Raw genomic sequence first — 18,092 nt, 5'->3', positions numbered from 1 at the left:
TACTATTTATTTAATGAAAGCTTTAAATTATAAAGAAGTACGCGCTGCTTACATCGTATTCCTCGCCTATTTCACTGGATTATTAATTCTAACTGTTTTGTGTTGGTCCTTTACCCTAGTTACCGAAAGCAGTTTTAACAACATCATTCAAGCAAAAAAAGATGAAGTAGAGAATTATAAAAATCAAACGGCATATCTAAGCAGTCGAATAGATAGCATACAAACATACATAAGTATGCTGAACACAGACATGGTAACGAATGACGATGCATTAGAGGTTAAAATAATTCAGATGAAGACGCAATCTTTGATCGACATTGAAAAAATTGAAATGGATAGTAAATTCAATTTTACAATATACAAAAAGATCCTCGTAGATATTGAACGAATTATTGAAGCTAAGAAATCTTTACAGCAGAATAAATTAGAAGAAGATATAAGTCAAAAAAAATTACAGGAGTGTAATAATGCAAATTTAAAACTTAGAAATAGAAATAAGTAATGAAGCATTTAAAAATAAATACGGAAGAAAAAGCTGTACAGTTTGGCTACATCTTAATCTTGTGGTTATCATTTAGCATACTTTTCATTTACGTATGTTTTCACGATTACAGCAAATCTCAAATTAGAGGTGCAAACATACTGATGGAAGAAATTGATGAAATCAATGCTGCCCAATACGAGCAAAGCATAAATATAAAACACATAGATAGTTTAAGCCGCTTACTTGCTTTATACAATCCAGAAAACAAACAATCCTATTTAGAAAGTAGCATTGTATTAGAATTAAATGAATTAAAAAAAACATATGAAAAAAAACAGAAAGATCCTTCTTTTTCAATTTATATGAAAATAAACAATTTGTATAGTATGATGTACTTTGACAAGAAAGCATCTTGGAATACAATTAACAATACAAATTTTCTAAAGAAAAATTTAAATGATTGCGAAATCGGCTTCCAACAAAATCAGAATAATATAACCTTACAAGAAGTTTTAGAAAATAGCGCTAATAAAGAATAATCATGAATAAAAAATTAATACTACTTACTTGTGGGATTTATTTGTTGCTTGCAGGACTTATCTATATTAGCATACAATTATTTAAAGAAAATCCAATCCAAGCAAATCTATATCCGAAGCATATTTTCTTAGGCGCTCCTATTTCTTTTAATGATAGCACTAAAAATGCGCGTTCTGTATTATGGGAATTTGGAAATGGCGACACGTACATGAAGCCTAAGGGTCAATATATATTTAAAGAGCCTGGGCAATATAAAGTTCGTTTAACAGTAAACAATAATACCTATCAAACCTTTTTAGTGGATGTTGCACCAGCAATCAAAAAGGCTAAGATTGATTCTACCGTGAAGATTATTGCTGAAGCATCGGGTATAACTGGGCAAAAGATCCATTTCAAAGCCCTAGGTAAAAATATTGATTGGTGTGAATGGCATTTCAACGGAATGGGTAAAATTGATTCAAGAGCATTGGAGTCATTTTATTCTTATAATAAACCTGGCGTGTATCAAGTATATTTAATTACAAATTTAAATTTTAACAAACCTCAAAAGCACACCATTCATATTGAACCGCAATATAAAATCACGGAAAATATTGTAGTAAAACCTAAGGAGAAAGCTGGTGGAGGTAAATCCGAAAAAGAAGATGAATTCCTAACTTTGTTAAAAGAAATTGCAAATGGAAACGACTTTAATAAAAACTATAATTTTTTATTAAAGAAATACTTGTGCGGCAATTCAAAAATACCCGTAACCATAAATGGAAATAAAGCTTCTGATTTTTATAGTTACTGTCAAGGCTTGCAAATCAATACAAATACGCAAATCAAATCTGCAGTTCTCGAAATGAATACAAAAACAAACTGCGCAACAAGAATTAATATTATAAAATAATACGATTAAACTACATTCTAATCTATTTACAAAACATGTATAAAATACTATTTTCAATTCTGTTGTTAATACAATCGATCATCAGCTATGCTCAATTGCCCAATCTTGCAAAATTTAAAAAAGTAGAGCTATTGCCGAGTAATTACCATTACCCTACAATTCCTATTTCTTCTTTAGTAACTAAAACGAATCAAATATGGGTTGTTTATTCTGACAAGGCAGAAAATTCTATTTACTCAGATAAATTATCTACAAAAATAACTTCTCAAGTAGCGTTTTTAGATAGTTTCTTTGTTATCTCTGTTGCTGGCGATATGTTTGAACTTGTAAAATATAATTATTCTTTAATTTCTATAACAGGAAAAATAGTAAGTCCAGACAAAATAGAATATGTAGGATGGATTAACAAATCAAATTTATTATTAAATGAGAGATGTTTTTTGGAAAGCAAATCATTGAACGCATACAAATATGTAACGATATTAAATGGCACCAATATATTTCCTACTATAATTTCAAGTATGGAGAACAATGATATAAAAGTATATTCCAATCCAGCATTTAAAAACAATCAGTTGGTAACAACCATAAATTTCAATGAAGTTGTTTACGTCTATAAATTCGAAAAAGACAAAGTATTGATTGGTAAAAATACCCAATTTAACACAAAAAATGGATCAAAAAATATACTGGGATGGGTAAGTATTGATTTTATAAAAAATTGGGGCACACGCTTAAACATAGAAGTACTTAAGCCTGAAAATACAGATACGATTTACTCCTATCTATTCCCTACAAAAAACTTAGCAATCAATTTTGAAAGTAATGCACAAATTGCGATGCCTTTACTCACAAATACATGTTCTATTAATAACCCTTTTTTAAATAAACATCCCGTATATAATGTTGAACTGACTAACAAAAATAACGTTGCGTATAAAACCATTGAAACAGGCACTATCTTAAGTCCCTTTGACAACTCAAGTGCATATATATACAGTTTAAGTGGTTCAAAAATAGATTACAGCACCTTTTGCAATCTGTCAGAAAATTCTAAAAACACGAACATCGTATTTGCATTAAATATTGATAACGATGTTAAAGAATACTACACTGGCTTAATTGAAACATTTCAAGATTTAGATACATATTTTTCTACACCCAAAGCAGGTGCATTTACATTTTCGTTTATCAATACAGCCGACAACTCTTTTACACAGGTTGTCACGAAAGATAATTATTATGAACTACTTCCAATCCTAATTAATGAAATTAAGGAACATGTTCAGTTTAAAAAAGCTGCGTCTGCTTATGGCATTTTAAATGGTCTATCAAGTGCGTCTAATTTTTTCTCAAACCATTCTGGTGAAAATAACATTTTGCTTATGATAAGTACTCAAGGTGATTATGCTGCGGGTGATAACATTTACAAAACAAAATTTGATAAGATAACTAATGATATAGCAAATACACATTCCAGAGTAATTATGTACCAACCATATGCTTCATCTGGCGTAGGTTACTCCAATTTTATTACCCAATCAAAAATAATACTTAAACGATATGCAGATAAGTCAATTCAATATACGAAGTCTCAATTGATTACTCATAATGAAAATGCAGATCAAAACAATTTCAAATCACTGGAAACGGGCGTCTCAAATATGTATTGTTTAGATTATCCTGAAAATGCCAATACGCAAGGATTCATAACCTTCCCAACAGCTGGGAGTAAAATCGATAAAAAAAATGCGGCAAGAACAATAGATAGCTTACTCAATCAAATTAGGTTTGAAACAACTTCCATTCAGGAGAATATTAATAAGACATTTAATAGTTCAAGTGTATTTAATACGAAAAGGAATATTTATTTTGAAAAATATTATAATATGTATAGTACAGTACCCAGAAACTTAGAACTTGAATGTAAAAATATTAATTTCAATTATTTTATTAAGGGATACTCCATTGAACCATATAACCCACATAGTACTAAAAGAAATTATCAGCAAACCCTTTTATTAAATCAGAAAGAATACGATGAACTCGCTGATTTCTTTAAATATTTAAAACTAGATCAATTATTATTAAATCCAAATGAAATAAATAAAGCATATACACAAAATGCAATGATAGCTTTATTTAATGCACGCATAGAAATCTCAAAAAATTCGTATAACAATCCATCGTTAAAAAACTTCTTTTTCGAATTAAGTGGCTACACTTCTTATAGCAAATCGTTCGATAATTTTAATCTTTCAAATTTATTTTCAAACCCATCAATATCGAAAGAAGATACATATCAGATGCTATCAAATTTAAAAAAATCATTTGATAGCTATTATGAATTGAAAAATAATCCCAATGTACAATTCCAGTCAAATGGTATCTTGTATTATTGGGTAAATGAAAATAGACTACCCTAATATGGATTTTCAAGAACTAGAGTATTCCTACAACAATTCGGTATTTGACATTCATTCAGATTTTAAACCCGAAACAATTGCAGCAGCCTTTATGCATAAAGGCGTGCTTTCTGAACAAATTATCCTTAGGTCTACAGGTACTTCAAGTAGGTCACATAAGAAAGATGTTAAAAATGTCACTTTTAAAAATATTAACGATGTTGATTATGTATTCATTGATTCACCTAGAGAGGGTATTTATGATTCTCTACCTGAATCTATATTTCACTCATTCAGTTCTTCTCAGACCAAAAACAATACCCTACAAGTTATTGATGAGATAAGAAGACATCGGGAAGAAGAAAAATACGCCCGTGATTTCTTTCTTCCATTTGAACAAGAATTCTTCAATATAAACCGTGAACTTTTTTCTTTTGAAGAAGCTTTTGAAAATCATTCAGAAGCTTCTGTCTTAATTAGAATATTTAAACCCTACTTTGATATACTACACACATTTACTGCTGAAAAAGCATATTTATTTATTAGGCTTATTCCTTATATTCACGACATCCGGAATGATTTTAAAAAAACCAAAGACTATTTGGAAATACTTTTAGACTGTAGTGTTGAAATAAAAGAACACCTAATTCATCAGCAGCAACTGATGAATATGAACCGTACGCTCGGCAATTCATATTTAGGAGAAGATTTTATTATTGGAGATAAAATTCACGATGGAGAGTTCGATTTAATTATTACTATCAAAAGTAATTCAACAGAACATATTACATTCGAAAGAATAGAGTGGCTCCGAAACCTGACACATCAACTTTGCGATTATTTTTTTAGTGCACATTATGGGATTACGGTGAATTATGAACATCAACATACCGAATTAAATACCTTATTAGATGGGAATAATTTATTGGGAATGTCATTGGTTTGCAGTTGATTTTTTGAGATTTATTTACACGATTTAAACCACCTGATTGTTCTGACAATCCAATACTTTTGATTGTAGTTATTAATAAATACATCTCTATTTAAGTAATAATTCTTTAAGGCATACAATACGAGTCAAACACTTTGACAATAAAAAATCGATAAGCATAAAACACTAGGGTACCTACACTAAGCCTCTTCGCTTAAGCTTAGCCAAAAATATAGCGTCATTTGAAAGTGCATATAACTTCTCCTATATCATTTCTTTTAAAAATAAAAAAGGCTTTATCTGTTTCCAGATAAAGCCTTTTTTGGTATTGGTATGTTAGAAAATTAATTCTTAATGAATCGTTTGATCAATTTACCTTGAGCAGTATTCACTTCAACGATGTATACACCTGCTGGTAATTCTTGCAATGGTAATTCAGCTGAATTCTCTGACATTGTTGCTAATTCAGTTGTATATACTTTGCTTCCATCAGCCATGTAAACAGTTACGCTTACTTTCTCAAATGTGCCATTGAATTCTAGATTTGTATTTCCTTGAGAAGGGTTTGGATACAAGTCAATTGCAGAGCTTGATAATGCTTTAGCAACACCCAATGTTGGTATACCGATATTTACTTCCACATTAATAAGGAATGGTGTATCTGAATCATCACTAGTAATTAAAACAGCGCCTGTTGTAGGAGATGGATTTTTAGGAACACCTACTACTTGGAATGCTTGTGTTGCACCAGGAGCAATTGTTGTACTTCCTATTTGTTTCACAATGCTAAATCCACTTAATGAAGATATACCTGTAATATTCAACGGTACAGTACCAACATTCTTAATTATAAATGTATACGGATTGGTTGGAACATTTGCAGCATTAGCGCCTATGTTAATTGTTCCACCATTTGCCACAACTTGATTTTTCATGTCGGTCACTTGCAATACTGCACCTGTTGGTGTTGGCTTGCCTGTTGCACCTACGTTGATTACAAATGGACTGTTTGGATCGTTGCTCGGAATTGTAATAGTACCCGTGTTTGAACCTTCCACTGAAGGATTAGCAATTACTGTGAATGTACCTGATCCACCAGCTGGTATTGGGTTTGGTGTTACTTGAGTTACAACAAAATCTGGATTAGAAGATACGATTGTTTCGATTGTTAATGGTAATAAACCTGTATTATTGATTGTGAACGTTTTAGTAGGTGTTGGAGTTCCAACTGGTACATTTCCTAATGCAATCACAGGGCCATTATTCGTTACACCAGGAATCGTTACAATACCTGAAGGAGTACTGGTAGCACTCATCGTTACATTCAACGAGAAAGAAGGTGTTGTAGGGTCGTCAGTTCCGATTGTAATCGTTCCAGGATTCGCATTTGTTCCTACAATTGTTGGTGTACCTGTTACGGTATATGTAACAGAAGAACCTGCTGCAATAGTAGTTGGTAGTGTTTGAGAAATACCACTAATCACATACACAGATGTTCCTGTTATTGTATTCAATGTAAGCGGTGCACTACCATTATTTTTAACAGAGAATGCCGTGTAAGCAGTACCTGCAGTATTTATTACTGAAGATCCCAAGGATATTGCCGCATTATTTGTATTAACCAATGTCGCATTATTCAATACCTGTAACTGAGGCGCTGGAGACGTTGTAGCATCCATGTTGACATTTAATGAAAACGAAGATGTAGGATCAGTCGTTCCAATTATTATTGTCCCAGGGTTAGCATTCGTACCTGATACAGTTGGAGTACCTGTTACCGTGAACGTAACGGAAGCACCAGCTGCAATTGTTGCAGGTAGTGTTTGAGAAATAGCACTTACTACGTATACAGAAGTTCCTGTTATGTTGTTCAACGTAAGTGGAGCCGTACCATTGTTCTTAATAGAGAAATTGGTATACGGTGTGCCAGGGTTGTTTACAACTGCTGAACCCAAGGATATCGCTGCATTGTTGGTTAAAACAATGTCTGTACCATTCAATACTTGCAATTCTGATGTCGCAGCAGGATTACCGGTAGCGGTTACATTTAATATAAATGAACCCGTTGTTGGATCATCTGTTGAAATGGTTATTGTACCCAAATTATTCGTACCCACTGCAGATGGCGTTGCTGTTACTGTAAATGTTGCGCTTCCGCCAGCAGCAATTACCGCTGGCATTGTAGGAAGATTAGACAGCATAAATACTGTTGCACCAGAAGTAACAGCTAATGAAGTTAGATTAAGATCCGCTGTACCAGTATTGTTAATTGTGAACGTTGTATATGGTGCTGCAGGAGTATTAATAGCTGAAGTTCCAACTAAAATCCCAGTTGAATTAGTTGTTATCTGTGTTGTACCATCTTGCACAACCAAAACAGGTGTTGGTCCACTTGTACCAGTAGCTGTCACATTTATTACAAATGATAATGCATTAGGATCATCTGAAACAATTGTAATTGTTCCAGCATTTGCACCTAGGGATGCAGGTGTTGCAATAACGTTTAATGTAAGTGTGCCGTTTGCTGCAATAGAAGTTGGCGCAGCAGGCGTTGTTGTTACCGCAAATCCAGCAGAACCTGTAATGGATGTAATACCAAGTGCCGTCCCTCCTGTATTTGTAATCGTCAAGGACGTATATGCTGCAGCTGAATTGGTTGAAACAGCTGTTCCAACCAATATAGCAGGGCTTGCGCTTGTAGCTAAAGTAGTGGTACCATCTTTAACCACCATTACTTGTGGAGATAATAAACCCGTTGCTGTTAGATTGATTATAAATGAAGCTGTAGTCGGATCATTTGAAGCAATTGTAATCGTTCCTGTATTGGCACCAACAGCTGCTGGTGTAGCTGTCACTGTAAATGTAACAGTGCCATTAGGAGCAATTGATGTTACAGAAGCAGGTGACGTTACTAAGGTAAAGCCTGAAGATGCTACAATTGAAGAAACATTCAGTGTTGCTGCTCCATTGTTCTTAATTGACAATGTAGTGTATGCAGGGCTTGTTGTACTGCCTGTAAGCGCTGAACCAATTAATATAGGAGCAGTTGGGCTTGTCAATTGTGTTGTTGCATCGAATGCCTGTAATTGAGCAACGGTACCTGTTGCTGTTACATTTAGACTAAATGAAGCCGTTGTAGGGTCATTTGTCTCGATAGTGATAATACCATTATTTGCACCTGCTACTGAAGGTGTAGCTGTTACCGTGAACGTTACATTTGCACCCGCTGCGATTGATGCAGGGAATGTTGGAAGACTTGTTAATGCAAATACAGTTCCAGACACACTAATAGAATTCAGCGATAATGCCGCAGAGCCTGTATTGTTAATTGTGAATGAAGTAAATGGTGCAGCAGCAGTTCCTACTGGAGCTGAGCCAACCAATACAGCCGTAGAATTGTCTGTTACAATTGCAGCAGCATTTTTCACTTGTAAGGAAGGTGTTGATGCTGCAATACCTGTAACATCCAGATTCAATATAAACAATGCTGTTGTTGGATCGTTTGTAACAATAGTGATTGTACCCGGATTTGAACCAACAGCGGCAGGTTTGCCCGTTACTGTAAACGTTGCTGTACCACCCGCAATTATTGTAGTCGGTAAAGTAGGAAGCGCAGACAAGGTATAAATAGTACCACCAGTCGTAACGTTGATAGACGTAAGTGTCAATGGCGCAAGACCCGTATTGTTAATTGTAAACGACGTGTATGCAGGAGCAGCAGAATTTACCGTTGCAGTACCTATGGATATTGGAGTCGTTGGACTTATAACTGGCGTTGTGCCATTTTTAACCACTAGAGTTGGTACTGTACCTGTAACAGTAACATTCACTTTATAAGAAGGTGTTGCAGGATCATTCGTTAAAATTGTAATTGTGCCCGTATTTACTCCAGCTGCTGCAGGAGTAGCCGTTACTGTAAATGTTGCTGTTCCTGTTGTTGCAGCAATTGGACCTACTGGAATGATCGCAGAAGTGACAAAACCTGTTGAGCCAGTTATTGAAGTAACCGTTAATGCTCCTAAACCCGTGTTACCGATTGTAAAGGTATATGCAGTTGCAGGTGCCCCTACAGCAGAAGAACCAACATTAACAGCGGCTGTATTGTTATTTATAACAACTGCTGGTGTAGCATCTTTCACTGTTATGACTGGTACTGCACCTGTTACAGTAACATTTACTTTATAAGAAGGTGTTACAGGATCGTTTGTTAGAATTGTAATTGTTCCTGTATTTACCCCAGAAGCTGCTGGAGTACCTATTACTGTAAATGTTGCCGTTCCGGTTGTTGCAGCAATTGCACCAGTTGGTGTAATCACTGAAGCAGCAAAACCCGTAGAGCCTGTTATTGAAGTAACCGTTAATGGGGCAGCTCCAGTGTTAGCGATTGTAAATGTATATGCTGTAGCAGGAGAACCTACTGCTGCAGAACCAACATTAACTGGTGTTGTGTTGTTCGTTAAAACAAGTGCTGGTGTAGCATCTTTTACCGAAATTATTGGTGCTGCTCCTGTTACAGTAATATTCACTACATATGAAGGTGTTAGTGGATCATTTGAAACTATTGTTATTGTTCCTGCATTTGGACCAGCTACTGCAGGCTTACCAACTATAGTGAATGTTGCAATTGCACCGAATGCAATATCCCCTGTTGGAGTAAGTGCTGTAACTGTAAAGCCCGTTGATGCCGTTACCGAAGTAATTTTCAATGGCGCAACACCTGTATTTTTAACACTCATGGTATATGCAGGTGTAGAATTTACACCTATTGCTGAGGTTCCTATTAGTATTGGAGTAGTATTGGCTGTAACAATTATAGGAGATAGAGCTGTAGCACCATCTAACACTTTAATGATAGAAGCTGTAGCAGTACCAGTTAAGTAGATTACATAGGTTGCTTCATCTGCATCGTTACTTTTAATTGTTATGGATGCTGAACGTGGACCAGATGTAGTCGGTTTGAATTTGACTGTAAAGCCCGTTGCACCAAATGCACCAATTGAAGTACTGAATGATGGAGATGCAGTAACGATGAAATCTGCTGCATTAGCACCAGCAACAACTACCGATGCAATACCGGTACCTGTCAATGTTAATGTTTGTAAACCGTTATTTTGAATATTGAAATCCATTAGTGTACTATCACCAACGGATGCAGCACCCATATTAAATGCATTTTTGGAAGGTATATCCGTAACTGCTGGAGTAGTTAATGCTTGAATATTAATTTCCGGAGATGGAAGTGCATATCTTAAATCATCAAAATGATATGTTCTAGCAGCTGCAGTAGACGAAGCACCAGAGTAAATAGCATTCGGATCTACAACAATATCAATATTGGCTACTGTGTTAGAATTCAATAATTTTGTAAAGTCATAACGTAAGGTAGTCCACTTGTTTGCTAGTTTAACCGTATCGGTTACATCCGCTAATGATACACCGGCTGCATTCTTAAGCGACATTACTACTGGTACATTCGCGTTTGGAGAATATACTTTTATTTCGATAATGTTGTGACCAGCGGTTAAATCAATTTTACTTTGGCAGCCTGCAAAACGGAAAGACGTTCCTGTTGCAGCTGTCCCTCTAAGGAATTTACCTACTACTGCACTTGTATTTGGAGCAACAGCGCTTGGATTAGCTGTAACAGTGTTGAAATATGTAACTGCAGGCAGAACTGGGGTAGCACCAGGGAATGCAATGTTTAAGAAACGATTGTCTTCAAAGTCATTCATAATATCTGTAGCCGCGATGCCTGTTACACATGGAAGCGCAGATTCAAGACGAATGTCATCAAAGTAAAACTTGTTATTGGGTGCTGAAACACCAGACAGATCTGTAGGGTCAAAATTAATATCTATCGCAAATACATTTGGAAGATTGGCTGTTGAAACTGCAGATAAATCAAAATAAATCCTGTGCCACTTATTTGCAAATACTGTAAGTTGTGTTGATGATGCCGCATCATCTGGATATGTATCCGCATCAGGTCCATCTGGAACTTTTGCATTGATACCAATTGACGCATTTGCTACTGGAGAATATACCAACATACTGATATACTTTTTGGTCGACAGATCAATTTTATTTCCGCAACCATCATATCTAAAACCATCATCATACGTTGCTGCATTGATTGTTTTAGTAAATAGACCAACATTAGCTGAGGTATTTAATCCACCAGAAACAGGATTGGCAATTGGAGCTGAAAGAGAAGATACAGCATAATCCAATGATACGTTGTTGTGCGTATCAAAATCTTGAAGGATACCAGACAAATCGCTTGTACATGGGTTAACACCATACTTAATATCATCGATGTAGAATGTACGATCTTCAACTGCTGGTTTAGAACCTGCATATGCTAACAATGGATCCACTTGAATATCCAAACATTTGATGTCAGCTGTTAAGTTTGTAGGTGAAATGATTTTACTCATATCAAATGTTAGAACTTCCCACTGATTGGCTTTGGTTGTTGTTACAGTAATATTGCTCGAATAATCTGAAAGTATTGGAGCCCAATCTGCACCATCTGGTTTCTGAGGAGACAATGTAATTGGCACCCCAACTGCAGGAGAGAAAAACGATATTTGTATGGTTGGATTTGCAGCCGTCATGTTAAAGGATACATAAGAAGTACCCACCGTTCCGCAATTGTAATAACGAATGATGTCGTATTTACCATCCCAAACAGGTGCTGTTGTTGGAAGTGGACGAACATAACTCGCAACTTTAGGGCTTAAATTAAGACCTGATACACTTGGATTTAAAGCCGATTGAGAAAATGTACCTTTCGGAGCAAATGCATTTTTAAGATTTATGTTTCCATCGTAATCCAATAAAATTCTATTCAATGGATTTGCAGAACAAGCCGCTGAAGTTGCCGTTAGATTTAATATAAAAGATGGCGCATTTGGATCGGTAGTCGTTAATGTAATTGTACCATTGCTAATACCAGCTGTTGCAGGAGCATTAAAACCAACACTTAAGTACCCAGTTTGTCCAATTGCTATTACTTTTGGTAATGTTGTTGCTAATAAAGAAAATACAGGAATAGAAAAAACCGCTCCACTAATTGTTAATGGCGCATCACCTGTATTTGTAATTTTGAGTATTTTATAACCAGCTGCACCAGAGGTAAATGTACCTAAAGGGAAATTGGAATTAGATGTTAAAATATTGATTGTGTCATACACCGTCATTTTAGGTGCTGTAGCATTTGCGGTTCCTATACCTGTTACATTAATAGTATATGGATTTTCATCAGGGTCATTACTCGCAATAGTCAACTTTGCAGTTTTGGTGCCTAGAGATGTAGGATTGAATGTTACAACAAAGGTTGTTGTTGCAGCTAATGTTAAATTCCCCACACTTGGTTGTGTAGTTACTGTAAACATAGTTGCGTCTGTACCAGAAACGGTTACTTTGGGAGTACCTGTTAAATTCAATGTTGCAAAGCCTAAATTTTCAATGGTAAATGTTACTGCTTTACCTGTACCAGTAGGCGCTATTTGTTGGTTTTGGAAATCATATGTTGATGCTGATTCAATACTAAATACACCATTACGTACATTTATTTCTTGTAGAGAAGATGTGCCAGGTTTCCAATAGTTACCAGTCATCATAAACAAAGAAACACAACGTAATGTATTACCAAAATACCCAGAAAGAGTTGAGTTTTTAATAACATCTTTCGTGTTTTTAGTTTGCACATACATGGCATTCATCAACGTTTGATTGGTTGAACCCATTACTGCCATAGCAAATGTAGAAACGAATGTTGCATTGTGAGAAAATCCTGAATAGTTTCCTCCATTTTGATATAGAGGACCACCAACACCACCTGCACCTTTTGAATTAATATATGCTGCTAATTTTGTACAAATAGCTTTTGCTTGTGCATCGTTATTCCAAATAACATCTTGTGCCATTCTCCAAGGGTTACGACAAGCATCGTATCCATAACCGTCTGTTGCTGCATATCCAAGACCACCTGGGTTACATGTATTTCTATTTCCGCTTGGATTTGACCAATCTGAAATCAAGCCCGTTGAACCATCTGCATTTGCATTGATTAACGTATATGCCCCATTAATAGCATTATTCCAATCAGAAGCATATGCTGAGTTTGATGTTTTAAAAAATCTGTAATATGCAGGAGATTGGTAACTCGGGTTACGGCAATTGTCTCCAAAACCCCAACCATCTCCGTTGATTAATTGACCAGAAGAATTTAATTCTAATTCTTTTATTGAATACAACATATTCGTTGCTTCAGAAGCGTAATCAAATGGAGTTGTTGCTGTGGGCCATTGATTTTCGGCAATTAATAATGCCCATGCTGCATCTACGTCTGCATCGGCAGCACTACCTGTACCACTTACTCCTGAACAACCATCAATTCTCCAGTTCATCAATTTACCATTCTTTCCAGAGGAAGCAGGTGACTTGAAGTTTTTCCAATAAGTATACAAACCATCAAATAATGTTTTATCAGCAGCATAAGCAGCTAATTGCATCCCATATCCAATACCTTCTGATACTGTACGATTCGGTTCGTCAAATTTTACACGATATTGACCTGCACCACAAGCTTCTGTATAATTACTTTTCCATTCATTGTATGCATCTGCAGCATCTTGTGATTTGCCATAGGTACCGCCAGAAGGCAAGGTTCCTGCATCGGGCATAATTCCATTACCATAGCTTGGGTTTGCACCAAATGGCACAACAGCTGTTGTTGAATTTATTTGTGCTGAAAGTACGGAAGCGTACAATAAAGCCATTAAAAAGACAACAAATTTAAGATTAAATATCTTAATCATACTTTTGGGGTTTGTAATATTAAATTAGCAATAATTAGTTGAAGCATTTCTATGTACTAATATGCTAAAATAAGAAAAAGTAACCCAAAAAGGAAAATAATTATACTTTATGTTTATAAATTTAAATTTCTGATTATCCCAAGCTAATTTATATTATACTGATATAAAGAATTTTACACATAATAATATTCTAGTAAAGTATATATTCAAAATATAGGTTTTCAAAATAATATATTCTACTCAGTTGTCTGAGCAAGATTAATGGATGCATTTATCTGAAATCCGACTAGTAACATCAATATATTAACAAAAATAAGCAATAAAAAACCTATTAAAGCGCCGATAGACCCATACAATTTATTGTACGAGTTAAAATGTTCTATATAATATCCAAACCCTAGTGTAAACAAAAAACACAGGATAGATGCGGTGACAGAACCTATTGAAAAGAAATTCCAACGTTTTTTCACAGATGGAGCAATAAAATAAATAACAGAAATGCTCATTATTATTAAAAAAAACAACACAAATAATCTTAATGCTGAAAGGAAATACAATTGAAAACTAGTTACATCAAATCCATGTTCAATAGTTGTATACACAATTTTTAAAAACCAAGAAAGTACACTCCCCCCTACTACTACTAAAAACAACAGAAATAAGATACTGGTACTCACAATTAGTTTTTTAAAAAAACTTCGTTTGTCATGTGTAGTATAGCAATGATTAAAGGTGTTGATTAGTGAGATTATCCCATTATTTGCAGCATAAAATGCAAATATAAAACCAAATGACAATAAGCCTTTCCTTGGAATTGCAATAATATCCGTTAATGTTGATTCGACCGAGGAAAATATACTTAAGGGCAAAAAATCTGCTAATGCAGTAAGTATTTGTGTATCCAAATTTGGTATGGGTATGTAAGGTATTAAGGTAAACAAGAATATAATTCCGGGAAAAATGGAAAGGAAGAAATCATAGGTTATACTTTTCGCACGAACGATTACATCGTCATTATTCAACTTCTTAAATAGTATTTTAATAAATACTAGAAAAGATACCTTTCTATTCCCTACTTTAATTTGGGATAGTTTATGCGTTACTGATTTTGTTAACGGGTGCGAAATAAAATGGGTCTTAATTTTTCGAATCATTCAAATAATATTTTTCAAAAAAAGATGTGAAAACTTCAGGCGGAAGTATAGGTCTTCCTGTTTTAGCATTTATAAAAACTAATGTAGTTTCAGCAATTGTTAGTAATGCATTTGCTTCATTATAAACTTCATATTCAAATTTAATTCGAATTCCAGGCTTTTCCTTAATTATAACCTTTACAGTTAATAGATCATCGTATTTTGCTGGTTTTAAATATTTCGTTTTTAATTCTAATACAGGCATCAATATACCTTCAGCTTCCATTTCTTTATAGGAAAACCCGATGTGCCTAAACGTCTCTACTCGTGCTACTTCAAAATAGCTGGCATAATTTCCATAATACACATACGCCATTTGGTCTGTTTCGGAATATCGAACACGAACTTGAACTTGATGCTCTATCATTATTTATATTTAATGAATGTTGCGTTTATTTAAACTTTTACGATATGTATTGGCTTGATTGACATGTGATCTATAATCGGTATTGAAAATATGGTATCCTGGTTTGCTAGGATCGGCAACGAAAAATAAATAATCGTGCGATTCATAATTCAAAACGTTATCAATCGTAGTTATTGAAGGCATGTTAATAGGGCCAGGTGGTAAACCTAATACGCGATACGTATTATAAGGTGAATTTCCTGCAGCATCAATCAACTCATGATTGATTCGTTTGATTGCGAAATCACCCAAGGCAAACTTAACAGTTGGGTCTGCTTGTAGTGGCATATTAATATTTAATCTATTGATATAAACACCTGCCACCGTTGACTTTTCAGTAGCTTGGTTGGTTTCTGCATCCACAATAGATGCTAATATACTTGCCTGAATGGGTGTCAATCCTGCTTTACTCGCCAACTCTTTTCTTTCTTGAGTCCAAAACGCTTTATATTCCTCTTTCATTCGATCCATGAAATCTTCTGCAGAAATCGACCAATAAAATTCATAGGTATTGGGCAAAAACATCGTAAGGATCGTAGTAGTATCAAAACCAAATTTATTGCATGTTTTCTGATTATTTAGTAACCGAGATAAGGTGTCGGATCCAAATGAAAATTTACTACCAATACGATCAATAAACTCTGACTTTAATCGAATATTATTAAAGGTTATTTTTATTGGATCTTGAGCACCGCTTCTTAGTTTTCGAACTACTTGTAAATTTGTAGCAGATGGTGGTATTATGTATCTACCAGGTTTCACATGATCTTGGTAGCTGAGTATTTTAGAAATAAATGCGAATGACATTTTATCCTCGTATACTTTATGTAAATCTAGTGTGTCCAATACATCTTGAAACGTTGCTCCTGAACGTACATACAATGTATATGGTTTGTCATCAATTTTATTTGCAAAATTCGCTGTAAAGAAAATCTGATATGCATAATAGGATAACATTACAAATGCTATAGCTAAGCATATAACGACGTACTTTAATTTATTTAATGTTTGTCCCATTTAATTATTACTTATTCGTTGTTCAAATATACAGATGCTTTAATGATAGATAAGTGTTAGTTTATAATTTATATCTATTTAAAATTATAAATAATTCAATCTAATTTCTAAATACTTTTATTTAGTGAAACAAGAAAGGATTGTATTGCTACAATCCTTTCTTGTTTCACTTCTATTTTATTTTTAAACCAACCCTTCGATGGTTACATTTTCATTAACATCTGCCTTATAATCAATTTTGTCTACTTCAAAACCGAACAAATTCATAAAATCAGCTCTATACCCATCTAAATCACCGATCTGAGAAATGGATTCGGTTGTAACTTCTGGCCATAGCTTTGCAACTTGTGACTGCACGTTTTCCAACATTTCCAAATCATCTATTCGGATACGCCCTTTTTCATCTGTAGGAATCGATTTTCCTATGTACAGGCGTTCTGCGAATAAGCGTTGAATTTGTTCAATACACCCTTCGTGAACACCTTCCGCTTTCATTACTTTATACAATAGTGAAATATACAGAGGTATAACAGGAATTGCAGAACTTGCTTGTGTTACTAATGCTTTATTTACAGAAACAAATGCGTTGCCATCAATTGATTTTAGCTTATCTGTGATTGTAAATGCTGTTGCTTCAAGATGGTCTTTAGCTTGTCCAATTGTACCTTTTCGGTAAACAGCTTCTGTAATTGAGGGTCCGATATAAGAATACGCAACCGTCTTTATACCTTTAGCCAATACACCTGCTTCTAGCAAGGCATCCATCCACATACTCCAATCTTCGCCGCCCATAACAGCAACCGTGTTTGCAACATCATCATCTACTGCAGGTTCAATAGAAATTGTTGATACTTTTCCGGTATGGAAATCTACTGTTTTATTACTATAAGAACCGCCGATAGGCTTAAGTACAGACCTGTGAGTTACGCCTGTATTGGGATTGGTCCTAACGGGAGATGCTAGGCTATATATAACTAAATCAACCTGACCTAATTCCGCTTTAATTAAATCAATGGTTTTTTGTTTTATTTCATTTGAAAAAGCATCGCCATTGATACTTTTTGCATACAAGCCTGCTTTTTTAGCTTGATCTTGAAATGCAACAGAATTATACCAACCTGGAGATGCTGGCTTTCCTTCTTGTGCGGGTTTTTCAAAAAATACCCCTACTGTTGCAGCATCCGAACCAAATGCACTTGTAATTCTAGAAGCCAAGCCAAACCCAGTGGAAGCACCGATAACCAATACTTTTTTCGGTCCGTTTATTTTACCTTTAGATTTAACATAATCAATCTGGTTTATAACATTTTGCTCACATCCTTTAGGGTGAGAAGTTAAACAGATAAATCCACGGATTCTTGGTTCAATAATCATATAACTATGTATTTAATTCTTTTTT

The 18,092-nt window shown here is 34.7% G+C and carries 10 protein-coding genes; 5 read left to right on the top strand and 5 right to left on the bottom strand.

Annotation, left to right across the window (positions count from 1 at the left end; genetic code table 11):
- The first annotated feature begins 13 nt into the window (after nucleotides 1-13).
- From Q0543_RS03030 to Q0543_RS03010, 5 genes are read left to right on the top strand one after another with little or no spacing between them, the layout of a single operon-like run.
- Nucleotides 14-502, top strand: a complete 489-nt coding sequence (locus Q0543_RS03030; RefSeq protein WP_299248926.1) for a hypothetical protein — start codon at nucleotides 14-16, stop codon at nucleotides 500-502.
- A complete protein-coding gene (gene tssO / locus Q0543_RS03025; protein ID WP_299248923.1) occupies nucleotides 502-1,023 on the top strand; it encodes a type VI secretion system TssO in 522 nt (173 codons plus the stop codon). The genes Q0543_RS03030 and tssO overlap by 1 nt, the downstream gene beginning before the upstream one ends.
- A gap of 2 nt (nucleotides 1,024-1,025) precedes the next feature.
- Nucleotides 1,026-1,916, top strand: a complete 891-nt coding sequence (locus tag Q0543_RS03020; RefSeq protein ID WP_299248920.1) for a PKD domain-containing protein — start codon at nucleotides 1,026-1,028, stop codon at nucleotides 1,914-1,916.
- Nucleotides 1,917-1,951: 35 nt separating this feature from the next.
- Nucleotides 1,952-4,342: a type VI secretion system protein TssR domain-containing protein gene (gene tssR / locus Q0543_RS03015; RefSeq protein WP_299248918.1), complete on the top strand. Its 2,391-nt coding sequence runs from the start codon at nucleotides 1,952-1,954 to the stop codon at nucleotides 4,340-4,342.
- Nucleotides 4,323-5,273: a hypothetical protein gene (locus Q0543_RS03010; RefSeq protein ID WP_299248915.1), complete on the top strand. Its 951-nt coding sequence runs from the start codon at nucleotides 4,323-4,325 to the stop codon at nucleotides 5,271-5,273. The genes tssR and Q0543_RS03010 overlap by 20 nt, the downstream gene beginning before the upstream one ends.
- Nucleotides 5,274-5,596: 323 nt before the next feature.
- Here Q0543_RS03010 and Q0543_RS03005 read toward each other — a convergent pair whose 3' ends face one another.
- From Q0543_RS03005 to fabV, 5 genes are all read right to left on the bottom strand, one after another.
- Nucleotides 5,597-14,077 (bottom strand): glycosyl hydrolase family 8, encoded by an 8,481-nt coding sequence (locus Q0543_RS03005; RefSeq protein ID WP_299248910.1) that lies wholly within the window; start codon nucleotides 14,075-14,077, stop codon nucleotides 5,597-5,599.
- 236 nt (nucleotides 14,078-14,313) lie between these two features.
- Complete coding sequence (locus Q0543_RS03000) at nucleotides 14,314-15,231, bottom strand: YihY/virulence factor BrkB family protein (protein ID WP_299248907.1); 918 nt, start codon at nucleotides 15,229-15,231, stop codon at nucleotides 14,314-14,316.
- Nucleotides 15,215-15,637: a thioesterase family protein gene (locus tag Q0543_RS02995; protein ID WP_299248906.1), complete on the bottom strand. Its 423-nt coding sequence runs from the start codon at nucleotides 15,635-15,637 to the stop codon at nucleotides 15,215-15,217. The genes Q0543_RS03000 and Q0543_RS02995 overlap by 17 nt, the downstream gene beginning before the upstream one ends.
- A 9-nt stretch (nucleotides 15,638-15,646) precedes the next feature.
- A complete protein-coding gene (gene mltG, locus Q0543_RS02990) occupies nucleotides 15,647-16,693 on the bottom strand; it encodes an endolytic transglycosylase MltG (protein WP_299248904.1) in 1,047 nt (348 codons plus the stop codon).
- 183 nt (nucleotides 16,694-16,876) lie between these two features.
- Complete coding sequence (gene fabV / locus Q0543_RS02985) at nucleotides 16,877-18,067, bottom strand: enoyl-ACP reductase FabV (RefSeq protein WP_299248901.1); 1,191 nt, start codon at nucleotides 18,065-18,067, stop codon at nucleotides 16,877-16,879.
- Nucleotides 18,068-18,092 lie beyond the last annotated feature (25 nt).

Origin of the sequence: uncultured Cytophaga sp., from assembly GCF_937863595.1 — a bacterium.
Lineage (GTDB): Bacteria > Bacteroidota > Bacteroidia > Cytophagales > Cytophagaceae > Cytophaga.
The sequence above is the reverse complement of the archived record's forward strand: the minus strand, read 5'-3'. Positions and strand labels throughout refer to the sequence as shown.

Excerpts from the sequence above, each read along its gene's own strand:
- Q0543_RS03030 (WP_299248926.1), top strand. The coding sequence starts at position 14 with ATGAAAGCTTTAAATTATAAAGAAGTACGCGCTGCTTACATCGTATTC.
- tssO (WP_299248923.1), top strand. The coding sequence starts at position 502 with ATGAAGCATTTAAAAATAAATACGGAAGAAAAAGCTGTACAGTTTGGC.
- Q0543_RS03020 (WP_299248920.1), top strand. The coding sequence starts at position 1,026 with ATGAATAAAAAATTAATACTACTTACTTGTGGGATTTATTTGTTGCTT.
- tssR (WP_299248918.1), top strand. The coding sequence starts at position 1,952 with ATGTATAAAATACTATTTTCAATTCTGTTGTTAATACAATCGATCATC.
- Q0543_RS03010 (WP_299248915.1), top strand. The coding sequence starts at position 4,323 with ATGAAAATAGACTACCCTAATATGGATTTTCAAGAACTAGAGTATTCC.
- Q0543_RS03005 (WP_299248910.1), bottom strand. The coding sequence starts at position 14,077 with ATGATTAAGATATTTAATCTTAAATTTGTTGTCTTTTTAATGGCTTTA.
- Q0543_RS03000 (WP_299248907.1), bottom strand. The coding sequence starts at position 15,231 with ATGATTCGAAAAATTAAGACCCATTTTATTTCGCACCCGTTAACAAAA.
- Q0543_RS02995 (WP_299248906.1), bottom strand. The coding sequence starts at position 15,637 with ATGATAGAGCATCAAGTTCAAGTTCGTGTTCGATATTCCGAAACAGAC.
- mltG (WP_299248904.1), bottom strand. The coding sequence starts at position 16,693 with ATGGGACAAACATTAAATAAATTAAAGTACGTCGTTATATGCTTAGCT.
- fabV (WP_299248901.1), bottom strand. The coding sequence starts at position 18,067 with ATGATTATTGAACCAAGAATCCGTGGATTTATCTGTTTAACTTCTCAC.